This is a genomic window from Streptomyces sp. NPDC086787, assembly GCF_044745865.1.
Taxonomy (GTDB): domain Bacteria; phylum Actinomycetota; class Actinomycetes; order Streptomycetales; family Streptomycetaceae; genus Streptomyces.
Map to the genome: position 1 here is coordinate 84,949 of NZ_JBIVBC010000018.1, position 20,644 is coordinate 105,592.

General features: G+C 70.7%; 17 protein-coding genes and 1 riboswitch. Of the genes, 10 read left to right on the plus strand and 7 right to left on the minus strand.

The window, feature by feature from the left end:
- The first annotated feature begins 8 nt into the window (after positions 1-8).
- The 3 genes from nuoL to nuoN are packed head-to-tail and all read left to right on the plus strand — an operon-like array spanning position 9 to position 5,136.
- Positions 9-1,913 carry an NADH-quinone oxidoreductase subunit L gene (gene nuoL / locus ACIPK3_RS30050; RefSeq protein ID WP_402574718.1) on the plus strand — a complete coding sequence of 635 codons (1,905 nt, stop codon included), beginning with the start codon at positions 9-11 and terminating at the stop codon, positions 1,911-1,913.
- Between the two features lie 5 nt (positions 1,914-1,918).
- Positions 1,919-3,490, plus strand: coding sequence for an NADH-quinone oxidoreductase subunit M (locus ACIPK3_RS30055; RefSeq protein ID WP_402574720.1), 1,572 nt, complete (start codon positions 1,919-1,921; stop codon positions 3,488-3,490).
- Positions 3,487-5,136, plus strand: a complete 1,650-nt coding sequence (gene nuoN, locus ACIPK3_RS30060) for an NADH-quinone oxidoreductase subunit NuoN (protein ID WP_402574722.1) — start codon at positions 3,487-3,489, stop codon at positions 5,134-5,136. The genes ACIPK3_RS30055 and nuoN overlap by 4 nt, the downstream gene beginning before the upstream one ends.
- Before the next feature lie 68 nt (positions 5,137-5,204).
- Here nuoN and ACIPK3_RS30065 read toward each other — a convergent pair whose 3' ends face one another.
- Positions 5,205-5,807, minus strand: coding sequence for a Uma2 family endonuclease (locus tag ACIPK3_RS30065; RefSeq protein ID WP_402574724.1), 603 nt, complete (start codon positions 5,805-5,807; stop codon positions 5,205-5,207).
- Positions 5,808-6,007: 200 nt separating this feature from the next.
- Between ACIPK3_RS30065 and recQ the strand changes: the two genes are divergently transcribed.
- Positions 6,008-8,032 carry a DNA helicase RecQ gene (recQ, locus tag ACIPK3_RS30070; protein ID WP_402574756.1) on the plus strand — a complete coding sequence of 675 codons (2,025 nt, stop codon included), beginning with the start codon at positions 6,008-6,010 and terminating at the stop codon, positions 8,030-8,032.
- Between the two features lie 24 nt (positions 8,033-8,056).
- On the opposite strand, the gene ACIPK3_RS30075 is transcribed toward recQ, so the two are convergent.
- Both ACIPK3_RS30075 and fahA read right to left on the minus strand, forming a co-directional pair.
- Entirely contained in the window at positions 8,057-8,995 is a 939-nt protein-coding gene (locus ACIPK3_RS30075) for a M56 family metallopeptidase (RefSeq protein ID WP_402574726.1), read from the minus strand.
- 236 nt (positions 8,996-9,231) lie between these two features.
- Positions 9,232-10,461, minus strand: a complete 1,230-nt coding sequence (gene fahA / locus ACIPK3_RS30080) for a fumarylacetoacetase (RefSeq protein ID WP_402574728.1) — start codon at positions 10,459-10,461, stop codon at positions 9,232-9,234.
- 180 nt (positions 10,462-10,641) lie between these two features.
- On the opposite strand from fahA, the gene ACIPK3_RS30085 reads away from it, so the two are divergent.
- Positions 10,642-11,445 carry an HAD family hydrolase gene (locus ACIPK3_RS30085; RefSeq protein ID WP_402574730.1) on the plus strand — a complete coding sequence of 268 codons (804 nt, stop codon included), beginning with the start codon at positions 10,642-10,644 and terminating at the stop codon, positions 11,443-11,445.
- 21 nt (positions 11,446-11,466) lie between these two features.
- Here ACIPK3_RS30085 and ACIPK3_RS30090 read toward each other — a convergent pair whose 3' ends face one another.
- Positions 11,467-11,937, minus strand: a complete 471-nt coding sequence (locus ACIPK3_RS30090) for a transglycosylase SLT domain-containing protein (RefSeq protein ID WP_402574732.1) — start codon at positions 11,935-11,937, stop codon at positions 11,467-11,469.
- Between the two features lie 5 nt (positions 11,938-11,942).
- Positions 11,943-12,163: riboswitch (cyclic di-AMP (ydaO/yuaA leader) on the minus strand.
- A gap of 487 nt (positions 12,164-12,650) precedes the next feature.
- On the opposite strand from ACIPK3_RS30090, the gene ACIPK3_RS30095 reads away from it, so the two are divergent.
- The 4 genes from ACIPK3_RS30095 (at position 12,651) to ACIPK3_RS30110 (ending at position 17,044) form a co-directional block, all read left to right on the plus strand.
- A complete protein-coding gene (locus tag ACIPK3_RS30095) occupies positions 12,651-13,661 on the plus strand; it encodes a polyprenyl synthetase family protein (RefSeq protein ID WP_402574734.1) in 1,011 nt (336 codons plus the stop codon).
- 237 nt (positions 13,662-13,898) lie between these two features.
- Positions 13,899-15,149 carry an outer membrane lipoprotein carrier protein LolA gene (locus tag ACIPK3_RS30100; protein WP_402574736.1) on the plus strand — a complete coding sequence of 417 codons (1,251 nt, stop codon included), beginning with the start codon at positions 13,899-13,901 and terminating at the stop codon, positions 15,147-15,149.
- Between the two features lie 43 nt (positions 15,150-15,192).
- A complete protein-coding gene (locus tag ACIPK3_RS30105) occupies positions 15,193-16,173 on the plus strand; it encodes an ABC transporter ATP-binding protein (protein ID WP_402574738.1) in 981 nt (326 codons plus the stop codon).
- Positions 16,160-17,044 (plus strand): ABC transporter permease, encoded by an 885-nt coding sequence (locus ACIPK3_RS30110; RefSeq protein WP_402574740.1) that lies wholly within the window; start codon positions 16,160-16,162, stop codon positions 17,042-17,044. Before ACIPK3_RS30105 ends, ACIPK3_RS30110 begins: the two co-directional genes overlap by 14 nt.
- Positions 17,045-17,047: 3 nt before the next feature.
- Here the strand turns inward: ACIPK3_RS30110 and ACIPK3_RS30115 are convergent, their stop codons facing one another.
- Positions 17,048-17,641 carry a flavodoxin family protein gene (locus tag ACIPK3_RS30115; RefSeq protein WP_402574742.1) on the minus strand — a complete coding sequence of 198 codons (594 nt, stop codon included), beginning with the start codon at positions 17,639-17,641 and terminating at the stop codon, positions 17,048-17,050.
- A gap of 236 nt (positions 17,642-17,877) precedes the next feature.
- Here ACIPK3_RS30115 and ACIPK3_RS30120 point away from each other — a divergent pair, with 236 nt between their 5' ends.
- Positions 17,878-18,900, plus strand: a complete 1,023-nt coding sequence (locus ACIPK3_RS30120) for a hypothetical protein (RefSeq protein ID WP_402574744.1) — start codon at positions 17,878-17,880, stop codon at positions 18,898-18,900.
- 33 nt (positions 18,901-18,933) lie between these two features.
- Here the strand turns inward: ACIPK3_RS30120 and ACIPK3_RS30125 are convergent, their stop codons facing one another.
- Complete coding sequence (locus tag ACIPK3_RS30125) at positions 18,934-19,425, minus strand: VOC family protein (RefSeq protein ID WP_402574746.1); 492 nt, start codon at positions 19,423-19,425, stop codon at positions 18,934-18,936.
- A 20-nt stretch (positions 19,426-19,445) separates the two neighbouring features.
- On the minus strand, positions 19,446-20,435 hold the full coding sequence (rarD, locus tag ACIPK3_RS30130) for an EamA family transporter RarD (RefSeq protein WP_402574748.1): 990 nt from the start codon (positions 20,433-20,435) through the stop codon (positions 19,446-19,448).
- Between the last annotated feature and the right edge of the window lie 209 nt (positions 20,436-20,644).

Sequence of the window (20,644 nt, forward strand, 5' to 3'; positions counted from 1 at the left end):
GCAGACTCGTGGACAACGCAGACAACCTGATCGCGCTGCTCATCGCGGCGCCCCTGCTCGGAGCGGCCGTCCTGCTGCTCGGCGGCCGGCGTCTGGACGCCGTCGGCCACTGGATCGGCACGATCCTGTCGACCACCTCCTTCGTGTTCGGCGTGATCCTCTTCGCCGACCTGCTGGGCAAGGACGCCGAACACCGCACGCTCACCCAGCACCTGTGGACGTGGATCCCGGTCGGCGGCTTCCAGGCGGACGTCACCTTCCGTCTCGACCAGCTGTCGATGACCTTCGTCCTGCTGATCACCGGCGTCGGCTCGCTGATCCACCTGTACTCGGTCGGGTACATGGAGCACGACGAGCGCCGCCGCCGCTTCTTCGGCTACCTCAACCTGTTCCTCGCGGCGATGCTGCTGCTCGTCCTCGCCGACAACTACCTGCTGCTGTACGTCGGCTGGGAGGGCGTTGGCCTCGCCTCGTACCTGCTGATCGGCTTCTGGCAGCACAGGCCCAGCGCGGCCACGGCCGCGAAGAAGGCCTTCCTGGTCAACCGGGTCGGCGACATGGGCCTGTCCGTCGCGATCATGCTGATGTTCACCACGTTCGGGACCTTCGCCTTCGGACCGGTGTTCAGCCACGCGGGCGACGCCTCCGAGGGCAAGCTCACCGCCATCGCCCTCACCCTGCTGCTCGCCGCCTGCGGCAAGTCCGCCCAGGTACCGCTCCAGTCCTGGCTCGGGGACGCGATGGAGGGCCCGACCCCGGTCTCGGCCCTGATCCACGCCGCGACGATGGTGACCGCGGGCGTCTATCTGATCGTGCGCTCCGCGGCGATCTTCAACGGTGCCCCCGACGCGCAGCTCGTGGTCACCGTGGTCGGCGCGGTCACCCTGCTCTTCGGTGCGATCGTCGGTTGCGCGAAGGACGACATCAAGAAGGCGCTGGCCGGCTCGACGATGTCCCAGATCGGCTACATGGTGCTCGCCGCCGGCCTCGGCCCCATTGGATACGTCTTCGCGATCATGCACCTGGTGACGCACGGCTTCTTCAAGGCCGGGCTGTTCCTCGGCGCCGGTTCGGTCATGCACGGCATGAACGACGAGGTCGACATGCGCAAGTACGGCGGCCTGCGCAAGTACATGCCGGTCACCTTCGTCACCTTCGGCCTCGGCTACCTCGCCATCATCGGCTTCCCGGGCCTGTCCGGCTTCTTCTCCAAGGACAAGATCATCGAGGCGGCCTTCGCCAAGGGCGGCACCGAGGGCTGGATCCTCGGCGGCTGCGCCCTGCTCGGCGCGGCCATCACCGCCTTCTACATGACCCGCGTGATGCTGATGACCTTCTTCGGCGAGAAGCGCTGGCAGCCCGACGAGCACGGCCACGAACCGCACCCGCACGAGTCGCCCGGGGTCATGACGATCCCGATGATCGTGCTGGCCGTCGGCTCGGTCGCGGCGGGCGGTCTGTTCAGCATCGGTGACCGTTTCCTGCACTGGCTGGAGCCGGTCACCGGCCACAGCGAGGGCGACTCCCCGCTGAGCGCCTGGACGGTCACCGGAGCGACCATGGTGTGCCTGGTCGTCGGCGTCGCCCTCGCCTACGCGCAGTACGGCCGGCGCCCCGTGCCGGTCGTCCCCCCGCACGGCTCGCTGCTCACCCGCGCCGCCCGGCGCGACCTCTACCAGGACGACTTCAACCACGTCGTCCTGGTCCGCGGCGGCGAGCACCTCACGCGGTCCCTGGTCTACGTCGACCACACCCTGGTCGACGGGGTCGTCAACGGCACGGCAGCCGGCTTCGGCGGCCTGTCCGGGCGGCTGCGCCGCCTCCAGAACGGCTTCGCCCGCTCCTACGCGGTCTCGATGTTCGGCGGTGCGGCACTCCTGGTCGCAGCGACCCTGCTGATGAGGGCGGTCTGATACCGATGTCCTTTCCTCTGCTGACAGCGACGGCGGCGCTCCCTGCCGTCGGGGCGGTCGCCACGGCCGCCGTACCCGCCGCGAAACGAGGCGCCGCCAAGTGGCTGGCGCTGCTGTTCGCGCTCGCCACCCTCGCCCTCGCGATCGTCGTCCTGGTCCGCTTCGACCCGGACGGCGCCCGCTACCAGCTCACCGAGTCCCACTGGTGGATCAAGGACTTCGGGGTCAGGTACGAGCTGGGCGTGGACGGCATCGCGGTCGCCCTGGTCGCGCTCACCGCCCTGCTCATCCCGTTCATCGTCCTCGCGGGCTGGCACGACGCCGACCCGCTGGAGACGGGCAGCCGCCGCTGGCGGCCGACCCAGGGCTTCTTCGCCCTGATCCTGGCCGTCGAGGCGATGGTGATCATCTCCTTCGAGTCCACCGACGTCTTCGTCTTCTACGTCTTCTTCGAAGCCATGCTGATCCCGATGTACTTCCTCATCGGCGGCTTCGGCGACCGCGCCCACGAGCACGGCGAGGAAGCGGCGTCGACACAGCGCTCGTACGCGGCGGTCAAGTTCCTGCTGTACAACCTGGTCGGCGGCCTGATCATGCTGGCCGCGGTGATCGGCCTCTACGTGGTCGCCGGGAACTTCTCGCTCACGGAGATCGCGCAGGCGCGCGCCGACGGCTCGCTGCACATGGCCACCAGCACCGAACGCTGGCTGTTCCTCGGGTTCTTCTTCGCCTTCGCGGTGAAGGCGCCCCTGTGGCCGCTGCACACCTGGCTGCCCAACGCGATGGGCGAGGCGACCGCCCCGGTCGCCGTCCTCATCACGGCCGTCGTCGACAAGGTCGGCACCTTCGCGATGCTCCGCTTCTGTCTCCAGCTGTTCCCGGAGGCCAGCAAGTGGGCGACGCCCGTCATCCTCGTCCTGGCGCTGATCAGCATCGTCTACGGGGCGCTGCTCGCGGTCGGCCAGCGGGACATCAAGCGGCTGGTGGCGTACGCGTCGATCTCGCACTTCGGCTTCATCGTCCTGGGCATCTTCGCGATGACCAGCCAGGGCCAGTCCGGCGCGACGCTGTACATGGTCAACCACGGCATCTCGACGGCCGCGCTGATGCTGGTCGCCGGCTTCCTGATCTCCCGGCGCGGCTCGCGGCTCATCGCCGACTACGGCGGTGTGCAGAAGGTCGCCCCGGTGCTCGCCGGCACCTTCCTGATCGGCGGCCTCGCGACCCTGTCGCTGCCCGGGCTGGCGCCGTTCGTGAGCGAGTTCCTGGTCCTGGTCGGCACGTTCACGCGGTATCCGGTGATCGGCATCATCGCCACCTTCGGCATCGTGCTCGCCGCGCTCTACACGCTCGTCCTCTACCAGCGGACGATGACCGGCCCGGTGAAGCCGGAGGTCTCGACCATGCCGGACCTCAGGGCGCGGGAACTCGTGGTCGTCGCCCCGCTGGTGGCGCTGCTCATCCTGCTGGGCGTCTTCCCGAAGCCTCTGACCGACATCGTCAACCCGGCGGTCAACCAGACCCTGTCCGACGTACACAAGACCGACCCCAAGCCCGAGGTGGAGGCCGCAAGGTGAGTGCAGCAGCCGTCCACAGCCTGTGGACAACCGCGGCCGAACCGATCGCGAAGATCGACGCGCCGAAGATCGAATACGGCCAATTGTCGCCTGCCCTGATCATCTTCGGCGCGGCCGTCGTCGGTGTGCTGATCGAGGCGTTCGTACCGCGCAGGGCCCGTTACCACGCGCAGGTCTTCGTCTCCGCCGTCTCCCTGTGCGCCGCCTTCGCCGCGGTCGTCGCCCTCGCGGCCGGTGGGTACGGCACGACGAAGGCGCACATCGCGGCCATGGGCGCGGTCGCCGTCGACGGACCCGCCCTGTTCCTCGAAGGCACGATCCTGCTCGCCGGACTCGTGGGCCTGTTCACCTTCGCCGAGCGCCGGCTGGACCCGGCGGCGCACGGCAACCGGGTCGACTCGTTCGCCGCGCAGGCCGCGTCCGTGCCCGGCAGCGACAGCGAGAAGGCGGCGGTCAAGGCGGGCTTCACCACCACCGAGGTGTTCCCGCTCCTGCTCTTCGCGGTCGCCGGCATGCTGGTGTTCCCCGCGGCCAGCGACCTGCTGACCCTGTTCGTGGCCCTGGAGGTCTTCTCCCTCCCGCTGTACCTGCTGTGCGCGCTGGCCCGCCGCAAGCGCCTGATGTCGCAGGAGGCCGCGGTCAAGTACTTCCTGCTCGGGGCGTTCGCCTCCGCGTTCACCCTGTTCGGCATCGCGCTCCTCTACGGCTACGCGGGCTCGGTGTCGTACTCGACGCTCGCCCGCGTCGTCGACGGCACGGTCACCGACGTCGACCCGGCGCTCGCGGGCACCATGGGCAACGACGCCCTGCTGCTGATCGGCACCGCCCTGGTCGTCATGGGCCTGCTCTTCAAGGTCGGCGCCGTCCCGTTCCACATGTGGACGCCCGACGTCTACCAGGGCGCACCGACCCCGGTGACCGGCTTCATGGCCGCGGCGACCAAGGTGGCCGCGTTCGGCGCGCTCCTGCGCCTGCTGTACGTCGTCCTGCCGGGACTGCGCTGGGACTGGCGGCCGGTCATGTGGGCCGTCGCGATCATCACCATGCTGGGCGGCGCGATCGTCGCGATCACCCAGACCGACATCAAACGCCTGCTGGCCTACTCGTCCATCGCGCACGCCGGATTCATCCTCGCCGGTGTCATCGCGACCTCGGAGGACGGCGTCTCGGCCGTTCTCTTCTACCTCGCCGCCTACTCCTTCGTGACGATCGGCGCCTTCGCGGTGGTCACCCTGGTGCGCGACGCCGGGGGAGAGGCGACGCACCTGTCCAAGTGGGCGGGTCTCGGCCGCCGGTCCCCGCTGGTCGCCGCCGTGTTCGCGGTGTTCCTGCTGGCCTTCGCGGGCATCCCGCTGACCTCGGGTTTCGCCGGGAAGTTCGCCGTGTTCCGGGCGGCGGCCGAGGGCGGGGCCGCCCCGCTGGTCGTGGTCGGTGTGATCTCCTCGGCGATCGCCGCGTTCTTCTACATCCGGGTGATCGTGCTGATGTTCTTCAGCGAACCCAAGCCGGACGGCCCGACCGTCGCCGTGCCCTCCCCGCTGACCATGGCGGCGATCGGCGTGGGCGTGGCGGTGACCCTGGTCCTCGGCGTGGCCCCGCAGTACTTCCTGGACCTGGCGAACCAGGCGGGGGTGTTCGTGCGCTGAGTCACTTCGCACGCGTACGCCGCTGCCCGGCACCTCCGAGGAGGGCCGGGCAGCGGCGCATGCGGGGGCTACCGTTCGCTGTCGCGGCGTGCCTTGATCTGAGTCAGGTCCAGGTCCACCGGGAAGGGGACGTCGGTCTTCAGCCGCTCCCGGAAGATGCCCGTGCTGGTGTAGGTGCCGGTGGTGGGCTCCAGCTCGAAGACGTGCACCGCGGCGCGGCCCTTCTCGTTCTCGACCCGCCAGTAGTGAGGGATCTTCGCAAGGGCGTACTTCAGAGGCTTCGTCTCGCGGTCCCGGGAGACCGAGTCTTCCGATACCACCTCGATGGCCAGGACGACGGACTCGACCGGGAAGCGGGTCTGGTCCGCATCCTCCACCGCGTCTCCGCGCACTACGACGACGTCGGGCTCGGGCCGGTTCTGGCGGTCGATGTCGACAGTGAACTCGCGGACGATCTCAAGATCGCCGGGTGCCACGGACTGAAGCTGCCATTCGAAGAAACTCACCGCGCGTGAGTGGAACAGCGTCTGCGGACTCACGAAAACCAGGCTCCCGTCGATCAATTCCGTATGCGGAGGAAGATTCGGGAGGCGGTCCAGGTCGTCGGCGGTCCAGCCGCCTTCCGGCGGGATCGGCCAGCTGGACGCGGACGCCTTCGGTGCGACGCTCATCAGTGCTCCCATGGGACGGAGTCTCGCCGGTGCATTCAGACTATCCGCCGGAAACCGGCAGGTCTGCTGCGAACGTGTGACCGACGGTCGTGTCGTTGGCGGGGGCGGGACCAAGCAGTCTGTGGACAACTCCGTCGCTGTCGGTCCCGCCCCCTATCGTGGAAGCAGTGGTCGAGGGACGACGTACGGGGGGCACGGCGATGGGTGGGACGGGCGGGATCAGCGAGATGGCCGAGACGGCAGGGGCGACCGACAGCGAGGCGCTGGCCACACTGCACCGGGTCTTCGGATACGAGGCCTTCCGCGGTGAGCAGGAAGCGGTCATCGAGCATGTGGTGGCCGGCGGCGACGCCGTGGTCCTGATGCCGACCGGCGGCGGAAAGTCGCTGTGCTATCAGATCCCCGCCCTGGTCAGAGCGGGTACCGGCATCGTCGTCTCGCCGCTCATCGCGTTGATGCAGGACCAGGTGGACGCGCTGCGGGCACTGGGCGTGAGCGCCGGGTTCATCAACTCGACGCAGGACTTCGACGAGCGGCGGGTGGTCGAGGCGCAGTTCCTGGCGGGCGAGCTCGACCTGCTGTACCTCGCCCCGGAGCGGCTGCGCCTGGACTCCACCCTCGACCTGCTGTCCCGGGGCAAGGTCTCCGTGTTCGCGATCGACGAGGCGCACTGTGTGTCCCAGTGGGGTCACGACTTCCGCCCCGACTACCTGGCCCTCTCCCTGCTGGGCGAGCGCTGGCCCGACGTCCCGCGGATCGCGCTCACGGCGACGGCCACCCGCGCCACGCACCGGGAGATCACCGAGCGGCTGGGCATGCCGGAGGCCCGGCACTTCGTGGCGAGCTTCGACCGGCCGAACATCCAGTACCGGATCGTCCCCAAGGCCGACCCCAAGAAGCAGCTGCTCGCCTTCCTGAAGCAGGAGCACGCGGGCGACGCGGGCATCGTGTACTGCCTCTCACGGAACTCGGTGGAGAAGACCGCCGAGTACCTGTCCCGCAACGGAGTGGAGGCCGTGCCCTACCACGCGGGTCTGGACGGGGGCATGCGCGCGGCGCACCAGTCCCGGTTCCTGCGCGAGGACGGTCTGGTCGTGGTGGCGACCATCGCCTTCGGAATGGGCATCGACAAGCCGGACGTGCGCTTCGTCGCCCACCTGGACCTGCCCAAGTCGATCGAGGGCTACTACCAGGAGACGGGCCGCGCGGGACGCGACGGCATGCCCTCCACGGCCTGGATGGCCTACGGGCTGAACGACGTCATTCAGCAGCGCAAGCTCATCCAGTCCGGCGAGGGCGACGAGGCGTTCCGCCGCAGATCCGCCGCCCACCTCGACTCGATGCTCGCGCTCTGCGAGACGGCCGCGTGCCGCCGCAGCCAGTTGCTCGCCTACTTCGGCCAGGACCCGGACACGGCGGCCTGCGGCAACTGCGACACCTGTCTGACGCCCCCGGAGACCTGGGACGGCACGATCGCCGCGCAGAAGGCGCTGTCGACGGTGGTCCGGCTCCAGCGGGAGCGCGGACAGAAGTTCGGCGCCGTGCAGATCGTCGACATCCTGCTCGGCAAGCGCACCGCCAAGGTGATCCAGTTCGACCACGACCAGCTGTCCGTGTTCGGCATCGGTGAGGATCTGACCGAGGGCGAATGGCGGGGCGTCATAAGGCAGTTGCTGGCCCAGGGACTGCTCGCGGTCGAGGGCGAGTACGGCACGCTGGTGCTCACCGAGGCAAGCGGTTCGGTGCTGCGCCGGGAGCGCGAGGTGCCGCTGCGCAAGGAGCCGAAGAAGCCGACGGCCGCGCGTCCGGCGTCGTCCTCGTCCGGCCGGGGCGACCGAGGTCCCAAGGCCGCCGTGGCCGAGCTGCCCGAGAACCTGCTGCCCGCGTTCGAGGCGCTGCGCGCCTGGCGTGCCGAGCAGGCCCGTGAGCAGGGCGTTCCGGCGTATGTCATCTTCCATGACGCGACGCTCCGGGAGATCGTCACCCAGTGGCCCGGTTCCGTCGCCGAGCTGGGCACGGTGGGCGGCGTCGGAGAGAAGAAGCTGGCCACCTACGGCGAGGGCGTTCTCGGGGTGCTGGCCTCCCTGGCCGCCCCGGGCCGGGCTGCCCCTGACCAGTCCGACGCGGGCCTGCCCGCCCCGGTCACCGGCTCCGCCGCCGCACCGGTCACCGACGAGGAAGACGCATGGCCCGACGAGGAGCCGGAGCCGGACGACTGGATGTGACGCCGGGCAGGCCGGGCGGGCGGCTCAGGACAGCGCCGTCAGCCCCGGTGCGAACGTGATCAGCAGAGGCAGGAGGACGACCAGTGTGGCGGCGGTCGTCGTGAGCGCCCGCTGACTGCGCAGCAGCCGGGGCGGCGGTTCCAGCAGACGGTCGACGCGCTCGCCCAGCAGACGGCGGCTGGACGCGCAGGACAGAACGCCGCGGTGCTGGTTCAGCTCGATCAGGGCCAGCGCCGTGGTGAGGTGGCCGCAGCGGCGGGACGCCGTGTCGTCGGCGGCCAGTTCGACCAGGCGGTGGGTCTGGTCGCAGAAGTGGGAGAACAGGGGGATGCGGGGGAAACCGGTGGCCAGCGCCGTGGAGAGGTGCAGCAGCCAGTCGTGGTGGGCGCGGGCGTGACCGCGCTCGTGGGTGAGGACGGCGTCCAGCTGTGGGTCGGTCAGCCGGTGCAGGGCCCCGGTGGTGACGACCAGCTGGGGCGGGTGGCCCGGCATCCACCAGGCGTCCGGGTACTCGTCCTCCAGCACCAGCATGGGGCCGCGCGCTGCGGGCAGCCCGGCGGGCAGGTCGGGGGCGCGTTCGCGCAGATGGGCGCGGGCCTGGCCACGGCGGCGCCGCACCTCGGCCAGTTCGCGGGCCAGCATCGCCGTGGTCCATGCGGCGCCGCAGGCCAGCAGGGCGGTGAGCACACCGGCCCAGACCGGGGCGGTGGAGAGGTCGTACGCGGCGGTGACGGCGGGCGGCGCGGGCGCGAAGACCCGGTCGCGCACGGTGTGGAAGACGGCCGCGGCACCCAGGACGAGCGAGGTCAGGCAGCACAGCAGCACGGTGGCGACCAGGCACTGCCACACCCACAGCCCGATCACGGGCTCCCGTTCGGGCCACGCGGCCCGGGTGAGCGCGCGCGGTGCCGGCACGGCGGCCGCCAGGGCGACGGCACTGAGCAGGAGCAGGCAGACGGTCATGCCGGGGGCTCCGGTTCCTGGTCGGAGGCAGGGGCGGGCGGCCGGGTGGGGACGGCGGCTCGTACGGCGCCGAGGCGGCCGTACGTCGGGTCGTGCTGTGCCCCGCCAGTATGACGCCGACAGCCCCCTGGAGTCAGGTGTCGAAGGGCTGTTGACCACTTCGCCACCCTGCCCCGCCCGGCCCCGCCCGCCGTCCGGCCCCGCTCGCGCGACGCCCCCGCGCCCGGCTCCCCGGGTCAGCCGCCGCTGACGACCCGGCCGGTGACCTCCCCGAGTCCCACTCGGACCCCGCCCGGACCCGGGGCCCAGGCGGACAGCGTCACCGTGTCGCCGTCCTCCAGGAAGGTCCGCTTGCCGTCGGGCAGGTCGAGGGGGTCGCGACCGTTCCAGGTGAGTTCCAGGAGCGAGCCGCGTTCGCGCTCCGAGGGCCCGCTCACGGTGCCGGACCCGTACAGGTCGCCGGTGCGCAGGGAGGCTCCGTTCACCGTCATGTGGGCCAGCTGCTGCGCGGCGGTCCAGTACATGGTGGAGAAGGGGGGCTCGGCCACCACATGCCCGTTGACCGCGACGGAGATCCGCAGGTCGTAGCCACCGGGACCGTCCGCCTCGTCGCCGTCGCCGGAGTCGTCGAGGTAGGGCAGCAGCGGGTAGGTGCGCTCCGGCGGTGCCACCCGTGCCGCGTCCAGCGCCTCCAGCGGGGTGATCCACGCCGACACCGACGTGGCGAACGACTTCCCGAGGAACGGGCCGAGGGGGACGTACTCCCAGGCCTGGATGTCCCGCGCCGACCAGTCGTTCAGCAGGCACAGCCCGAATACGTGCTCCCGGAAGTCGCCCAGTGGCACCGGGCGGCCGCGCTCCGAGGGCACGCCCACCACGAAGCCGACCTCGGCCTCGATGTCCAGCCGGACGGACGGGCCGAAGACGGGCACCGGGTCGTTCGGTCCCTTGCGCTGCCCGGACGGCCGTACGACGTCCGTGTCCGACACCACGACGGTGCCGGAGCGCCCGTGGTAGCCGATCGGCAGGTGCTTCCAGTTGGGCGTCAGCGTGTCGACGGCGTCGGGGCGGAACATCTGTCCCACGTTCCGCGCGTGGTTCTCCGACGCGTAGAAGTCGACGTAGTCGGCGACCTCGAACGGCAGGTGCAGGGTCACCGAGGACAGCGGGTGGAAGAGCGGCTCGATCACCTCGCGGTGCGAGGGCACGGTCACCCACGCGGTCAGCGCCCGCCGGATGTCCGACCACGCCGTACGGCCCGCGGCGAGCAGCGGGTTCAGGGTCGGGCGGGCCAGCAGGGAGGCGTACGGGGAGCCGAGCGCGTGCGCCGCCGCGCCCGCGTCGAGCACGTGGTCACCGAGGCGGACGCCGACGGTCCGTTCCCCGCCGCCGGGGGGTGAGAACACGCCGTAGGGAAGGTTGTGCGGGCCGAAGGGGTCGCCCTCAGGGACGTCGAAGGGGGGCATGGGGTGCTGCCTCGCTCTCATCCGTGCCAAGCATGGCCATCCGTTCCATGTGGTCTGGCCACACGTTACGGGTCGCCGGCCGCTCTTGGGCAGTGCCACCCGCCTGGTCGCAACTGCTCGGGGAGGCCGGGGAGTACGGCGGGCTTCGCGTCACGCTGATCACTCTGGAACACTCGGATCATGGCCGCGCCTCCCGTTCATACGCTCATCGCCACCGATCTGGACGGGACGCTTCTGCGCGGCGACGACACGTTCTCCGGGCGGTCCCGGGCGGCACTGGCACGGGCGGCGCGGGCGGGCGCCCGGCATCTGGTGGTGACGGGGCGCCCGGCGCCCAAGGTACGGACGCTGCTGGCGGACCTCGGATGCACGGGGCCGGCGGTGTGCGGCCAGGGCGCGCAACTGTACGACGCCGACACGGACCGCCTGTTGTGGTCGGTCACCCTGGACCGGGAACTGGCGGAGACCGCGCTCGGCAAGATCGAGGCCGAGGTGGGACAGGTGTACGCGGCCGTCGACCAGGACGGGGTGGCGGGGCTCACGCTGATCGAGCCCGGCTACCGCATGCCCCGTCCGGCCCTGCCCGCCGTACGGGTCGGACGGCGCGACGAGCTGTGGGTCGCGCCCATCAGCAAGGTTCTGGTGCGCCATGACGCCCTGTCCGACGACGAGTTGGCCGAGGCGGCACGGGCGGCGGTGGGCTCACTGGCGACGGTGACCATGTCCGGGCCCGGGACCGTGGAACTCCAGCCCCACGGCGTCACCAAGGCGACGGGCCTGGCGCTGGCCGCCGAGTGTCTCGGGCTGAGCCGTGAACAGGCCGTCGCGTTCGGGGACATGCCCAACGACATCCCAATGTTCGACTGGGCCGCCCACGGCGTCGCCATGGCCAACGCCCACCCCGCGCTCAAGGCGGTGGCGGACGAGGTCACCACGTCGAACGAGGACGACGGCGTCGCCGTCGTCCTCGAAAGACTCTTCTGACCCGGATCCGTCAGTACGCGCTCAGTACGCGCTGTTGACGTTGTCGATCGAGCCGTACCGCTTGGCGGCGTAGTTGCAGGCGGCGGTGATGTTCGCGACCGGGTCGTAGGGGTCGAAGGAGGTTCCGGCCACGTGGTACGCGTTGAACGTCGGGTCGATGACCTGGAGCAGGCCCTTCGACGGGATGCCCTTGGCCGCGTTGGAGTCCCAGAGGTTGATGGCCCTCGGGTTGCCGGACGACTCGCGCATGACGTTCTTGTGGATGCCGTTGTACGTGCCGGGTATGTGCTTCTCCGCCATGATCGCGAGGGACTCGCGGATCCAGCCGTCGAGGTTGTTCGGGTACCCGGCGAGGGTGGTGGAGGGCGTCGTGGCGGCCGAGGCGGCGTTCGCGCAGACGAGGGGGAGGGTGAGCACCGCGGCTCCGGTGCCGGCGAAGGCGATCCGGCGGACGAGGCGGGCGGTGCGTCGGGGCTGAGCGGCAGCGGGCATGGCGATATTCCTCTCCGTCGCCTGCGAGGTGAGCTGTCGGGTTCGGGCGGGAGGTGCCCGGCCGTGCCTCCGTCGTGAGGGGAGGGGTACGGCTTCACCCCTAGCCGTTCCGTGCGACGTGTGTCGTCCGGCCCGGCGACTTACCTGGTTCCCCCGCTCCTGCCTACGTGAATGTGTTCGCGGATCGGTTGCGTCGGACGGTGGCAGGATTCGGCGTCCGTTCGACGTGCCGGGAAGCTATGCGACAGCACATGTCGGCATCAAGTACCTGTTTCGTGGAACATCCCATTTGACCTTGATCTGAGGCGTATGGGGCACTTGATCCTTTGCGACCGCCAACCCTCAACTCGCTTGCGACAGAAGGGTGGAGGTGGATACCGGGAGGTGCGGGACGGCATCGGCCCCGCGTGACCCAATTCACGGAATAACAAGCACGGCAAATCGGACATGCAGGTCACGGGGGGTTTCGCGGGGTCCGCGCGAGGCACTCGTCAGGGGCGGAGTAAGTGAGTCCGCATTGCGGCGAATGGGTAAATATCCATCCATATCATTCGATCAAGAACATACCGGTCGTGATCCGAAACCGCCCGGGCTGTAACGGTGGGCGCTATCGGTGATCGAAACCTGACCGGATACGCTGACTTGAGTGGTGGCAGCGACCTATCGACAAACCGTGTGATCACCGGCAGACACCAGCAGACAGGAGACCCCTCGTGACCGTCGTCGGGCCGTTCGGGCTGAGCGTGCGGGACCAGGCTCTGGAAGCCGATGTCCAGGCCGGATTGGCGGCCGTCGAGGAAGGTTTGCTCGAAGCCACCAAGAGCGAGGTCCCCTTCATCACGGAGGCCGCACAGCATCTGGTGAAGGCGGGCGGCAAGAGGTTCCGGCCGCTGCTGGTGATGCTCGCGGCCCGTTTCGGCGACCCGTACGCGCCGGGTGTCGTCCCGTCCGCCGTGGTCGTCGAGCTGACCCACCTCGCGACGCTCTACCACGACGACGTGATGGACGAGGCGGCGGTGCGCCGCGGCGTGGACAGCGCCAACACCCGCTGGGGGAACTCGGTCGCCGTCCTCACCGGCGACTTCCTGTTCGCCCGCGCCTCGCAGATCCTCGCCGACCTCGGCCCCGAGGCGGTACGGGTACAGGCCCTCGCGTTCGAGCGGCTGGTCACCGGACAGATCCTGGAGACCGCGGGGCCGTCCGACGGCCGCGACCCGGTCGAGCACTACCTGGACGTGCTGGGCGGCAAGACGGGGTCGCTGGTGGCCGTGTCCTGCCGGTTCGGGGCGATGATGTCGGGCGCCGACGAGACGGTCGTGGACGTGCTCACCCAGTACGGCGAGCGGCTCGGCGTCGCCTTCCAGCTGGCCGACGACGTGCTGGACATCGCGTCCGACTCGCGCGAGTCGGGGAAGACGCCCGGCACCGACCTGCGGGAGGGCATCCCGACGCTCCCCGTGCTGCGGCTGCGGGAGCGGGCGGCCCGGCTCGGCCTGGCCGAGGACATCGCGCTCTGCGAACTGCTCGACTCCGACCTCACCGACGACGCCCGGCACGCGGAGGCGCTGACCGCCCTGCGCACGCATCCGGCGCTGGAGCAGGCACGCCGCGACACCGTGCGCTACGCCAAGGAGGCGCGGGCGGCGCTGGCCCCGCTGCCCGAGTGCGACTCGAAGACCGCCCTGACCGAGCTGTGCGACGCGGTGGTGCACCGGGCGGGCTGACGGCCGGCCCCGCCCCTCCGCCCGGCCGACCCCTACGGGTCGGCGGAGACGTCGCCACCCGGTGTCATACCCCAGGCGTACACCAAGCTGAGTCCGCGGACTGACGATTCCGGACGGCCGATTTGGTCAACTGGAAACCACGGAAATCACCACTGCTCACCGATTCGGGTGAGAATGGCGGCTCAGGGTGGGACCGAGTGGAGGACAGCCGCCGCCGACGACGGAGGTAAGGCACACATGGCACCGTACGAATCCGACGCCAGCAAGGGCGCCGCGGAGACCGACGAACCGCGCGCCGGCCGGCGCAAGGCCGCCCGGTACGTCGTACCGGGCGCGGTGGTGGGGGTGGCGGCGGCGACCATCGGACTGGTCCCGGCACTCGCCGCCTCCGGCGACCCCGACCTGCCGAAGATCACCGCGCAGCAGCTCATCGAGAAGATCGCCAAGTCGGACGTACAGCAGCTGTCCGGCACCGTGAAGGTCAGCACCGACCTGGGTCTGCCGGACCTCGGCGGCCTGGCGGGCGGTGTGCTCTCCGGTGTCGGCCAGTCCGGCGACGGCTCGTCCGCCGACCCGAGCACCAAGCTGACCGAACTGCTCACCGGCACGCACACCCTGCGCGTCGCCGCCGACGGCCCGGACCGCCAGAAGGTCTCGCTGATCGAGAGCGCCGCCGAGTACAGCCTCATCCACGACGGCAAGGACGTGTGGGGCTACGACAGCAAGTCCAACGAGGTCTACCACGGCACCGGCGCCGACCACGGCAAGGACCGCGGTGCGGGACGACAGGCGCCGCCCGCCACTCCGAAGGACTTCGCCGACGAGGCCCTGAAGTCCGTCGACGACACCACGTCGGTGACCGTGGACGGCACGGCGCGGGTGGCCGGCCGGGACGCCTACCGGCTGCTCGTCAAGCCGAAGCAGTCCGGCTCCACCGTCGGTGCGATCACCATCGCCGTCGACGCCAGGACCGGCCTGCCGCTGAAGTTCACCCTCACCCCGTCGAGCGGCGGCGCGGCCGTGGTCGACGCCGGGTTCACCCAGGTCAGCTTCGCCCGGCCGGCCGCCTCCACCTTCGACTTCACCCCGCCCAAGGGCGCGAAGGTCACCGAGCAGGGCGAGGAGAAGGCGAAGGGCTCCGGGCACGACCGCCCGGGCCCCGGAGGGGACTTCCCGGGCCTCGGTGAGGAGTTCGCGAAGGGCTTCAAGGGCGGCAAGGGTGGCGAGGGCTTCGACGTCCTCGGCGAGGGCTGGAACTCCGTCGCCACCTTCGAGACCGGAGCGAAGGGCGGCATGCCGTCCGGCTCCGAGGGCGGCGACCTGGGCGGATTCCTCGGCTCCTTCGGCGACAAGGTGAGCGGCAAGTTCGGCAAGGGCACGGTCTTCTCCACCCGCCTGGTCAACGCCCTGATCACGGAAGACGGCAAGGTCTACGTCGGCGCCGTGACCAAGGACGCCCTGGTCAAGGCGGCGAACACCGCGAAGTAGCACCGCGGAGCACCACCCCGGGTTCGACGAATCGAGGGAGCCGATGGACGAACCGTCCGCCACGGAGGCCCAGGCCCAGGCGGGGGACGCGGCACCGGTCGTCATCGACACCCGCGGCCTCACCAAGCGCTACCGAGGCGGACAGCTCGCCGTGGACGGTCTCGACCTGACCGTCCCGGCGGGCAGCGTCTTCGGCTTCCTCGGCCCCAACGGCTCCGGCAAGACCACCACCATCCGCATGCTGATGGGGCTGATCGAACCCACCTCCGGTACGGCACGCGTGCTGGGCCGCCCCATGCCGCGCTCCGCGCGTGCCGTACTCCCGCAGGTCGGCGCCCTCATCGAGGGCCCGGCCCTGTACGGCTTCCTCTCCGGCCGGGACAACCTCCTGCGCTACGACGCCGCCGACCCGACCGCCGACCCCCGCACCCGGCACACCCGCGTCGCGGCCGCGCTGGACCGGGTGGGGCTGACCGCGGCCGCGGGCAAGAAGGCGAAGGCGTACTCCCTGGGCATGAAGCAGCGCCTCGGGCTCGCGGCCGCCCTGCTCCAGCCGCGCAGACTCCTCGTCCTCGACGAGCCCACCAACGGACTCGACCCGCAGGGCATGCGGGAGATCCGCTCCCTGGTCCGGGAACTGGCCTCCGACGGCACGACCGTCTTCCTCTCCTCCCACCTCCTCGACGAGATCGAGCAGGTGTGCACGCACGCCGCGGTGATGGCACGGGGACGGCTCATCACCCAGGGCCCGGTGACCGAGCTGGCGGCCGGCGCGCACGGCCGGCTGGTGGTGCGCACCCCGGACCCGGGGGACGCGGCCCGTGTGCTCAAGGAGCGGGGCGTCACGGACCTCGCCGTCGCCGAGGACCGGGTGACCGGCGAACCACCGGACGGCGAACTCGCCGACCTCAACGCCGCGTTGGTGGCGGCCGGGGTGCGGGTGCGCGGCTTCTTCGTGGAACGGGCCTCGCTGGAGGACGCGTTCATGGCGCTGACCGGAGAGGGCTTCGATGTCGCGGGCTGAGACCGTACCGCCGCCGTCCGTGCGCGCCCCCGGCGCGCTGTGGACCCTCGGGCTGCTGCGCAACGAGCTGCTCACCACCCTGCGCCGCTGGCGCACGCTGGCACTGCTGGGTGTGCTGGCCGGGGTGCCGGTCCTGGTCGGCGTCGCGGTGAAGATGGAGACGCGGGGCGGCGCGCAGACCGGTCACGGCGGCGGGGACGGCCCCGCCTTCATCGCGCAGGTCACCAACAACGGCCTGTTCCTGGTCTTCACCGCGCTCGCGGCGACCCTCCCGTTCTTCCTGCCGATGGCCGTCGGCGTCATCGCGGGCGACGCCGTCGCGGGCGAGGCCGGCGCCGGCACCCTGCGCTATCTGCTGGTCGCCCCCGCCGGCCGCACCCGTCTGCTGCTCACCAAGTACGCGACGACGATGGCCTTCTGCCTGCTGGCCACCCTGGTGGTCGCGGTCACCGCGCTGGCCGTCGGCGCGCTGCTGTTCCCGCTCGGCGACCTGACCACCATCTCCGGCACCCGCATCGGCTTCGGTGAGGGCCTCGGCCGGGCGCTGCTGATCGCCCTGGTGGTCGCCACGTCACTGACCGGGATCGCGGCGCTCGGCCTGTTCGTGTCGACCCTGACCAACAGCGGGATCGCGGCCATGGCGACCACGGTGGGGCTGCTGATCACCGTGCAGATCCTCGACCAGATACCGCAGCTGCACGCGCTCCAGCCCTACCTCTTCTCCCACTACTGGCTGTCGTTCGCCGACCTGATGCGCGCCCCGGTCTACTGGGACGACCTGGTCAGGAACCTCGAGTTGCAGGCCCTGTACGCGATGGTGTTCGGCTCGGCGGCCTGGGCACGGTTCACGACGAAGGACATCAACGCGTAGGCATCAACGCGTAGGCGTCTCGAACGGGAACCGCGCGAGCGGCGCCTCCCGCGTGAAGAAGGTCTTCGCGCGCGCCGCCGCCTCGGGGTCGCGCGCTATGTCCCCGGGTGCGCTGCCGTTGCCCAGCAGCAACCCGCCGAAGCGCATCTTCAGATACGCCGCCGTGTTGCTGAGCGTCCCGGTCAGGGGGTCGGCCACCTCGAGCTCCCGGTGCGCGAGCGCGGTGACGCCCCAGAGGGTGCGTTCGGCCATGGTGGCCCTGAAGTCGGCGCCGGGGACACGCAGCCAGCCCGACCAGTGGTCCAGGTAGCGCTTGGTCTGGGCGGACAGCGAGTACCAGTACAGCGGCGAGACGATCACGATGTCCGTGGCCGCGAGGGTGGCGTCCAGGAGCAGGGCGGCCGCGCTGCCCGCGGGCGGCCGTACGTACTCGCTGTCGTGCCGCCGGTCCACGAAGTCGGGCAGCGGGTGCTCGGCGAGGCTGATCCAGTGCCGCTCCACGTCCGTGGGCAGCTGCTCGGCGGCCATACGGGCCAGCCGCTCCGAGTTGCCACCGGCGCGGGCGCTGCCCAGTACGAACAGGAAGCTGCGGGTCATGAGTCCCCCTGGAGAGTCGGCGTACGACAAATACAGGTACCTGCATTAGATGCATCTGCATTGTATGCGCCTGCATCGTAATTGTCTGCGTCGCGGATCTGCGTCGCGGAATGGCACGCGAGTTCCTGGTGCGAGGCTGTGACATCGCGGTGACGCGAGAACCGTGGTGGAACGGTCACACTCGACAGTACGCAGGGGTACGACCGGATCGTGAGGCCGGGGGAGTGAGAGGGCCGATGACTCGACTCAGCCATGAGGAGAAGCGCGACCAGTGGCGGGAAGCCCGCCCGGCGCAGCGGATCGAGGTCCATGTGTCCGGGGCGGGAACCGCGTCGGTCGGCGGCGTGACGGTCGTGGCCGAGCCCGGCCAGGAGATCCAGAACGCCGTCCTGAACCACCTCCACCACCTCGTGCTCACCACCGGCCGCCCCGTGCTCGCCTCGGTCCACGACGACCGCATCGGATACGTCGTCCCGCTCCGGATGGACCCGGACGGCTCGAGCTGCTGCACCGGCGAGCCCGTACGGATGACTCCGCGGGTCGGACCGGCCGTCGCGGCCGGGACCGTGCAGGCACCCACCGGGGTGTTCGGGCCGCCGCCCATCATGGACACCACACCACCCCAGGTGTTCACGGAGCCGACGGAGCCCGCCGCCACCCCTGCACCCGACCTCACCCCTGCACTCGCCCTCGGCCTCGACCCGGACCCCGACCCTCAGCACACCCCCGCCCGCGGCTTCGACGCGGTGGCCGAGGCAGTGCTCGGCGACGGGCCGGTCACCAGCACCGAGGAGGGCGCCGCGCTGCTCACCGAGCCCCTGACGCGCATCAACGAGGCCGTCAAGGAGGGCCGTATCGACTCCGCGTCCGCCCTCGCCGAGCGCACCATCACGGAGGCGTCGGCCGTGCTGGGCCCGGACCACCCCGAGGTGCTCCGCCTGCGCGAGCTGGCCGCGTACATCGCCTATCTCGGCGGCGATCCGGTCCACGCGTTCCGGCTCTCGCTCGACGTCGCCCGACTGCACCGGCGGTCCGGCGACGCCGAGGGCGCCTACGGCAACGTGCGGAGCGCCGCCACCGCCTGGCGCGCCGTCCGCGACCCCGAACAGGGCCTTGACCTGGGCCGTGAGCTGATCGCGCTGTGGACCGAGCTCACCACGCAGGCCGGCCCGGCCGCCACCGACCTCGCCCCACTCGACTCCGCGCACGCCCGCATGGGCCGCCTGACCGAACGAGCCAGGGCGGCAGCGAGCCGCTGAGGCGTGTCTGACACGCCCTGGCCCGGCCACGCCCTAGTGGACGCAGAATTCGTTCCCCTCGGGGTCCGCCATGACCACCCACTGTCCGGCGGGCTCCCGCACCTGCCGCAGGACTCGTGCTCCCAGCCGTTCCAGCCGCTCGACCTCGTCCGTCCGCAGCCCGTCCGCCGGGTGCAGGTCGAGGTGCAGCCGGTTCTTGGCCGACTTGGTCTCCGGTACCCGCTGGAACAGCAGCCGCCGTCCCAGACCGGTGCCCCGCTCCTCGTCGTACGGGTCGTCGGGATGCCGTACGGCGATCAGGTCCCGGAAGGCGAGACGGCCGTGGAAGTCGACGGTCGCCTCGGCCGGGAGCGCCCCGAGCTTCAGCAGCTGTTCGATGAACGCGCTGTTGTCCTCGGACTCGTAGCGCAGCGCGGCGGCCCAGAAGTCCGCCTGCGCGTGCGGGTTCACGGCGTCGATGACCAGCTTCCAGTGCAGTGGGGCGGGCCGGACGGGTTGTGTCTCCGGTGGCTGCGTCTGTGTCATGCGCACCACTTAAGGGCCGTTCAGGGACGGACGTCCAGTGGTTCGGGCTCCGGCGCGGCGGTCACGTCCCGTGGTCCGGCGTTCGCGCTCTCCGCCCTGGCCGACGCCAGGGCGCGCGAGGCACGACGGGCGGTGCGCAGGGCGTCCCAGGTCAGCAGGGCCAGGGCCACCCAGACCAGGGTGAAGCCGGCCCAGCGCTCGGGCGGCATCGCCTCGTGGAAGTAGAGGATGCCGAGCAGGAACTGGAAGACCGGGGCCAGGTACTGGAGCAGCCCCAGCGTGGACAGCGGGACGCGGATCGCGGCCGCTCCGAAGCAGACGAGCGGGACGGCGGTGACGATGCCGGTCGAGGCGAGCAGGGCCGCGTGCCCGGGGCCGTCGGTGGTGAAGGTGGAGTGGCCCTGCGCGGAGAGCCACAGCAGATAGCCGAGCGCGGGCAGGAACTGGATGGCGGTCTCAGCGGCCAGTGACTCGATGCCGCCCAGGTTGACCTTCTTCTTCACCAGTCCGTAGGTGGCGAAGGAGAACGCCAGGCACAGGGAGATCCACGGCGGCTCCCCGTAGCCGATGGCCAGGACCAGTACGGCGGCGAAGCCCACGCCCACCGCGGCCCACTGCGCGGGCCGCAGCCGCTCCTTCAGGAGGAGCACGCCCATGGCGATGGTGACCAGGGGATTGATGAAGTACCCGAGCGAGGCCTCCACCACGTGCCCGGAGTTCACGGCCCAGATGTAGACACCCCAGTTGACGGTGATCACCGCGGCCGCCAGTGCGACGAGGGCCAGTCGGCGCGGCTGCCGCAGCAGCTCACCGGCCCAGGCCCAGCGCCGTACGAAGAGCAGTGCCACCGCGACGAAGGCGAGCGACCACACCATCCGGTGGGCGAGGATCTCCACCGAGCCCGCGGGCCTCAGCAGGGGCCAGAACAGCGGCACGAGCCCCCACATCCCGTAGGCCGCGAAGCCGTTCACGAGCCCTGTCCGCCGCTCGCCCTTCGATATGTCGGCCACGGCCCCTCCCGCTCGTCTCGCACACCCTGCAACGCCTCGACGAAGGTAGCGCCGAACACCCCCGACTGTCATGCCCGTATCGCCATACGGTCATGACATTGAAAGCGGGTCTCAGTCGGTGACGGTCCAGGTGTCGTTTCCGGTGAGGAGGGTGGTGAGGTCGCCTTTGCCGTGTTGGTTGGTGGCGGTGTCGAGTTGGTCGTTGAGTT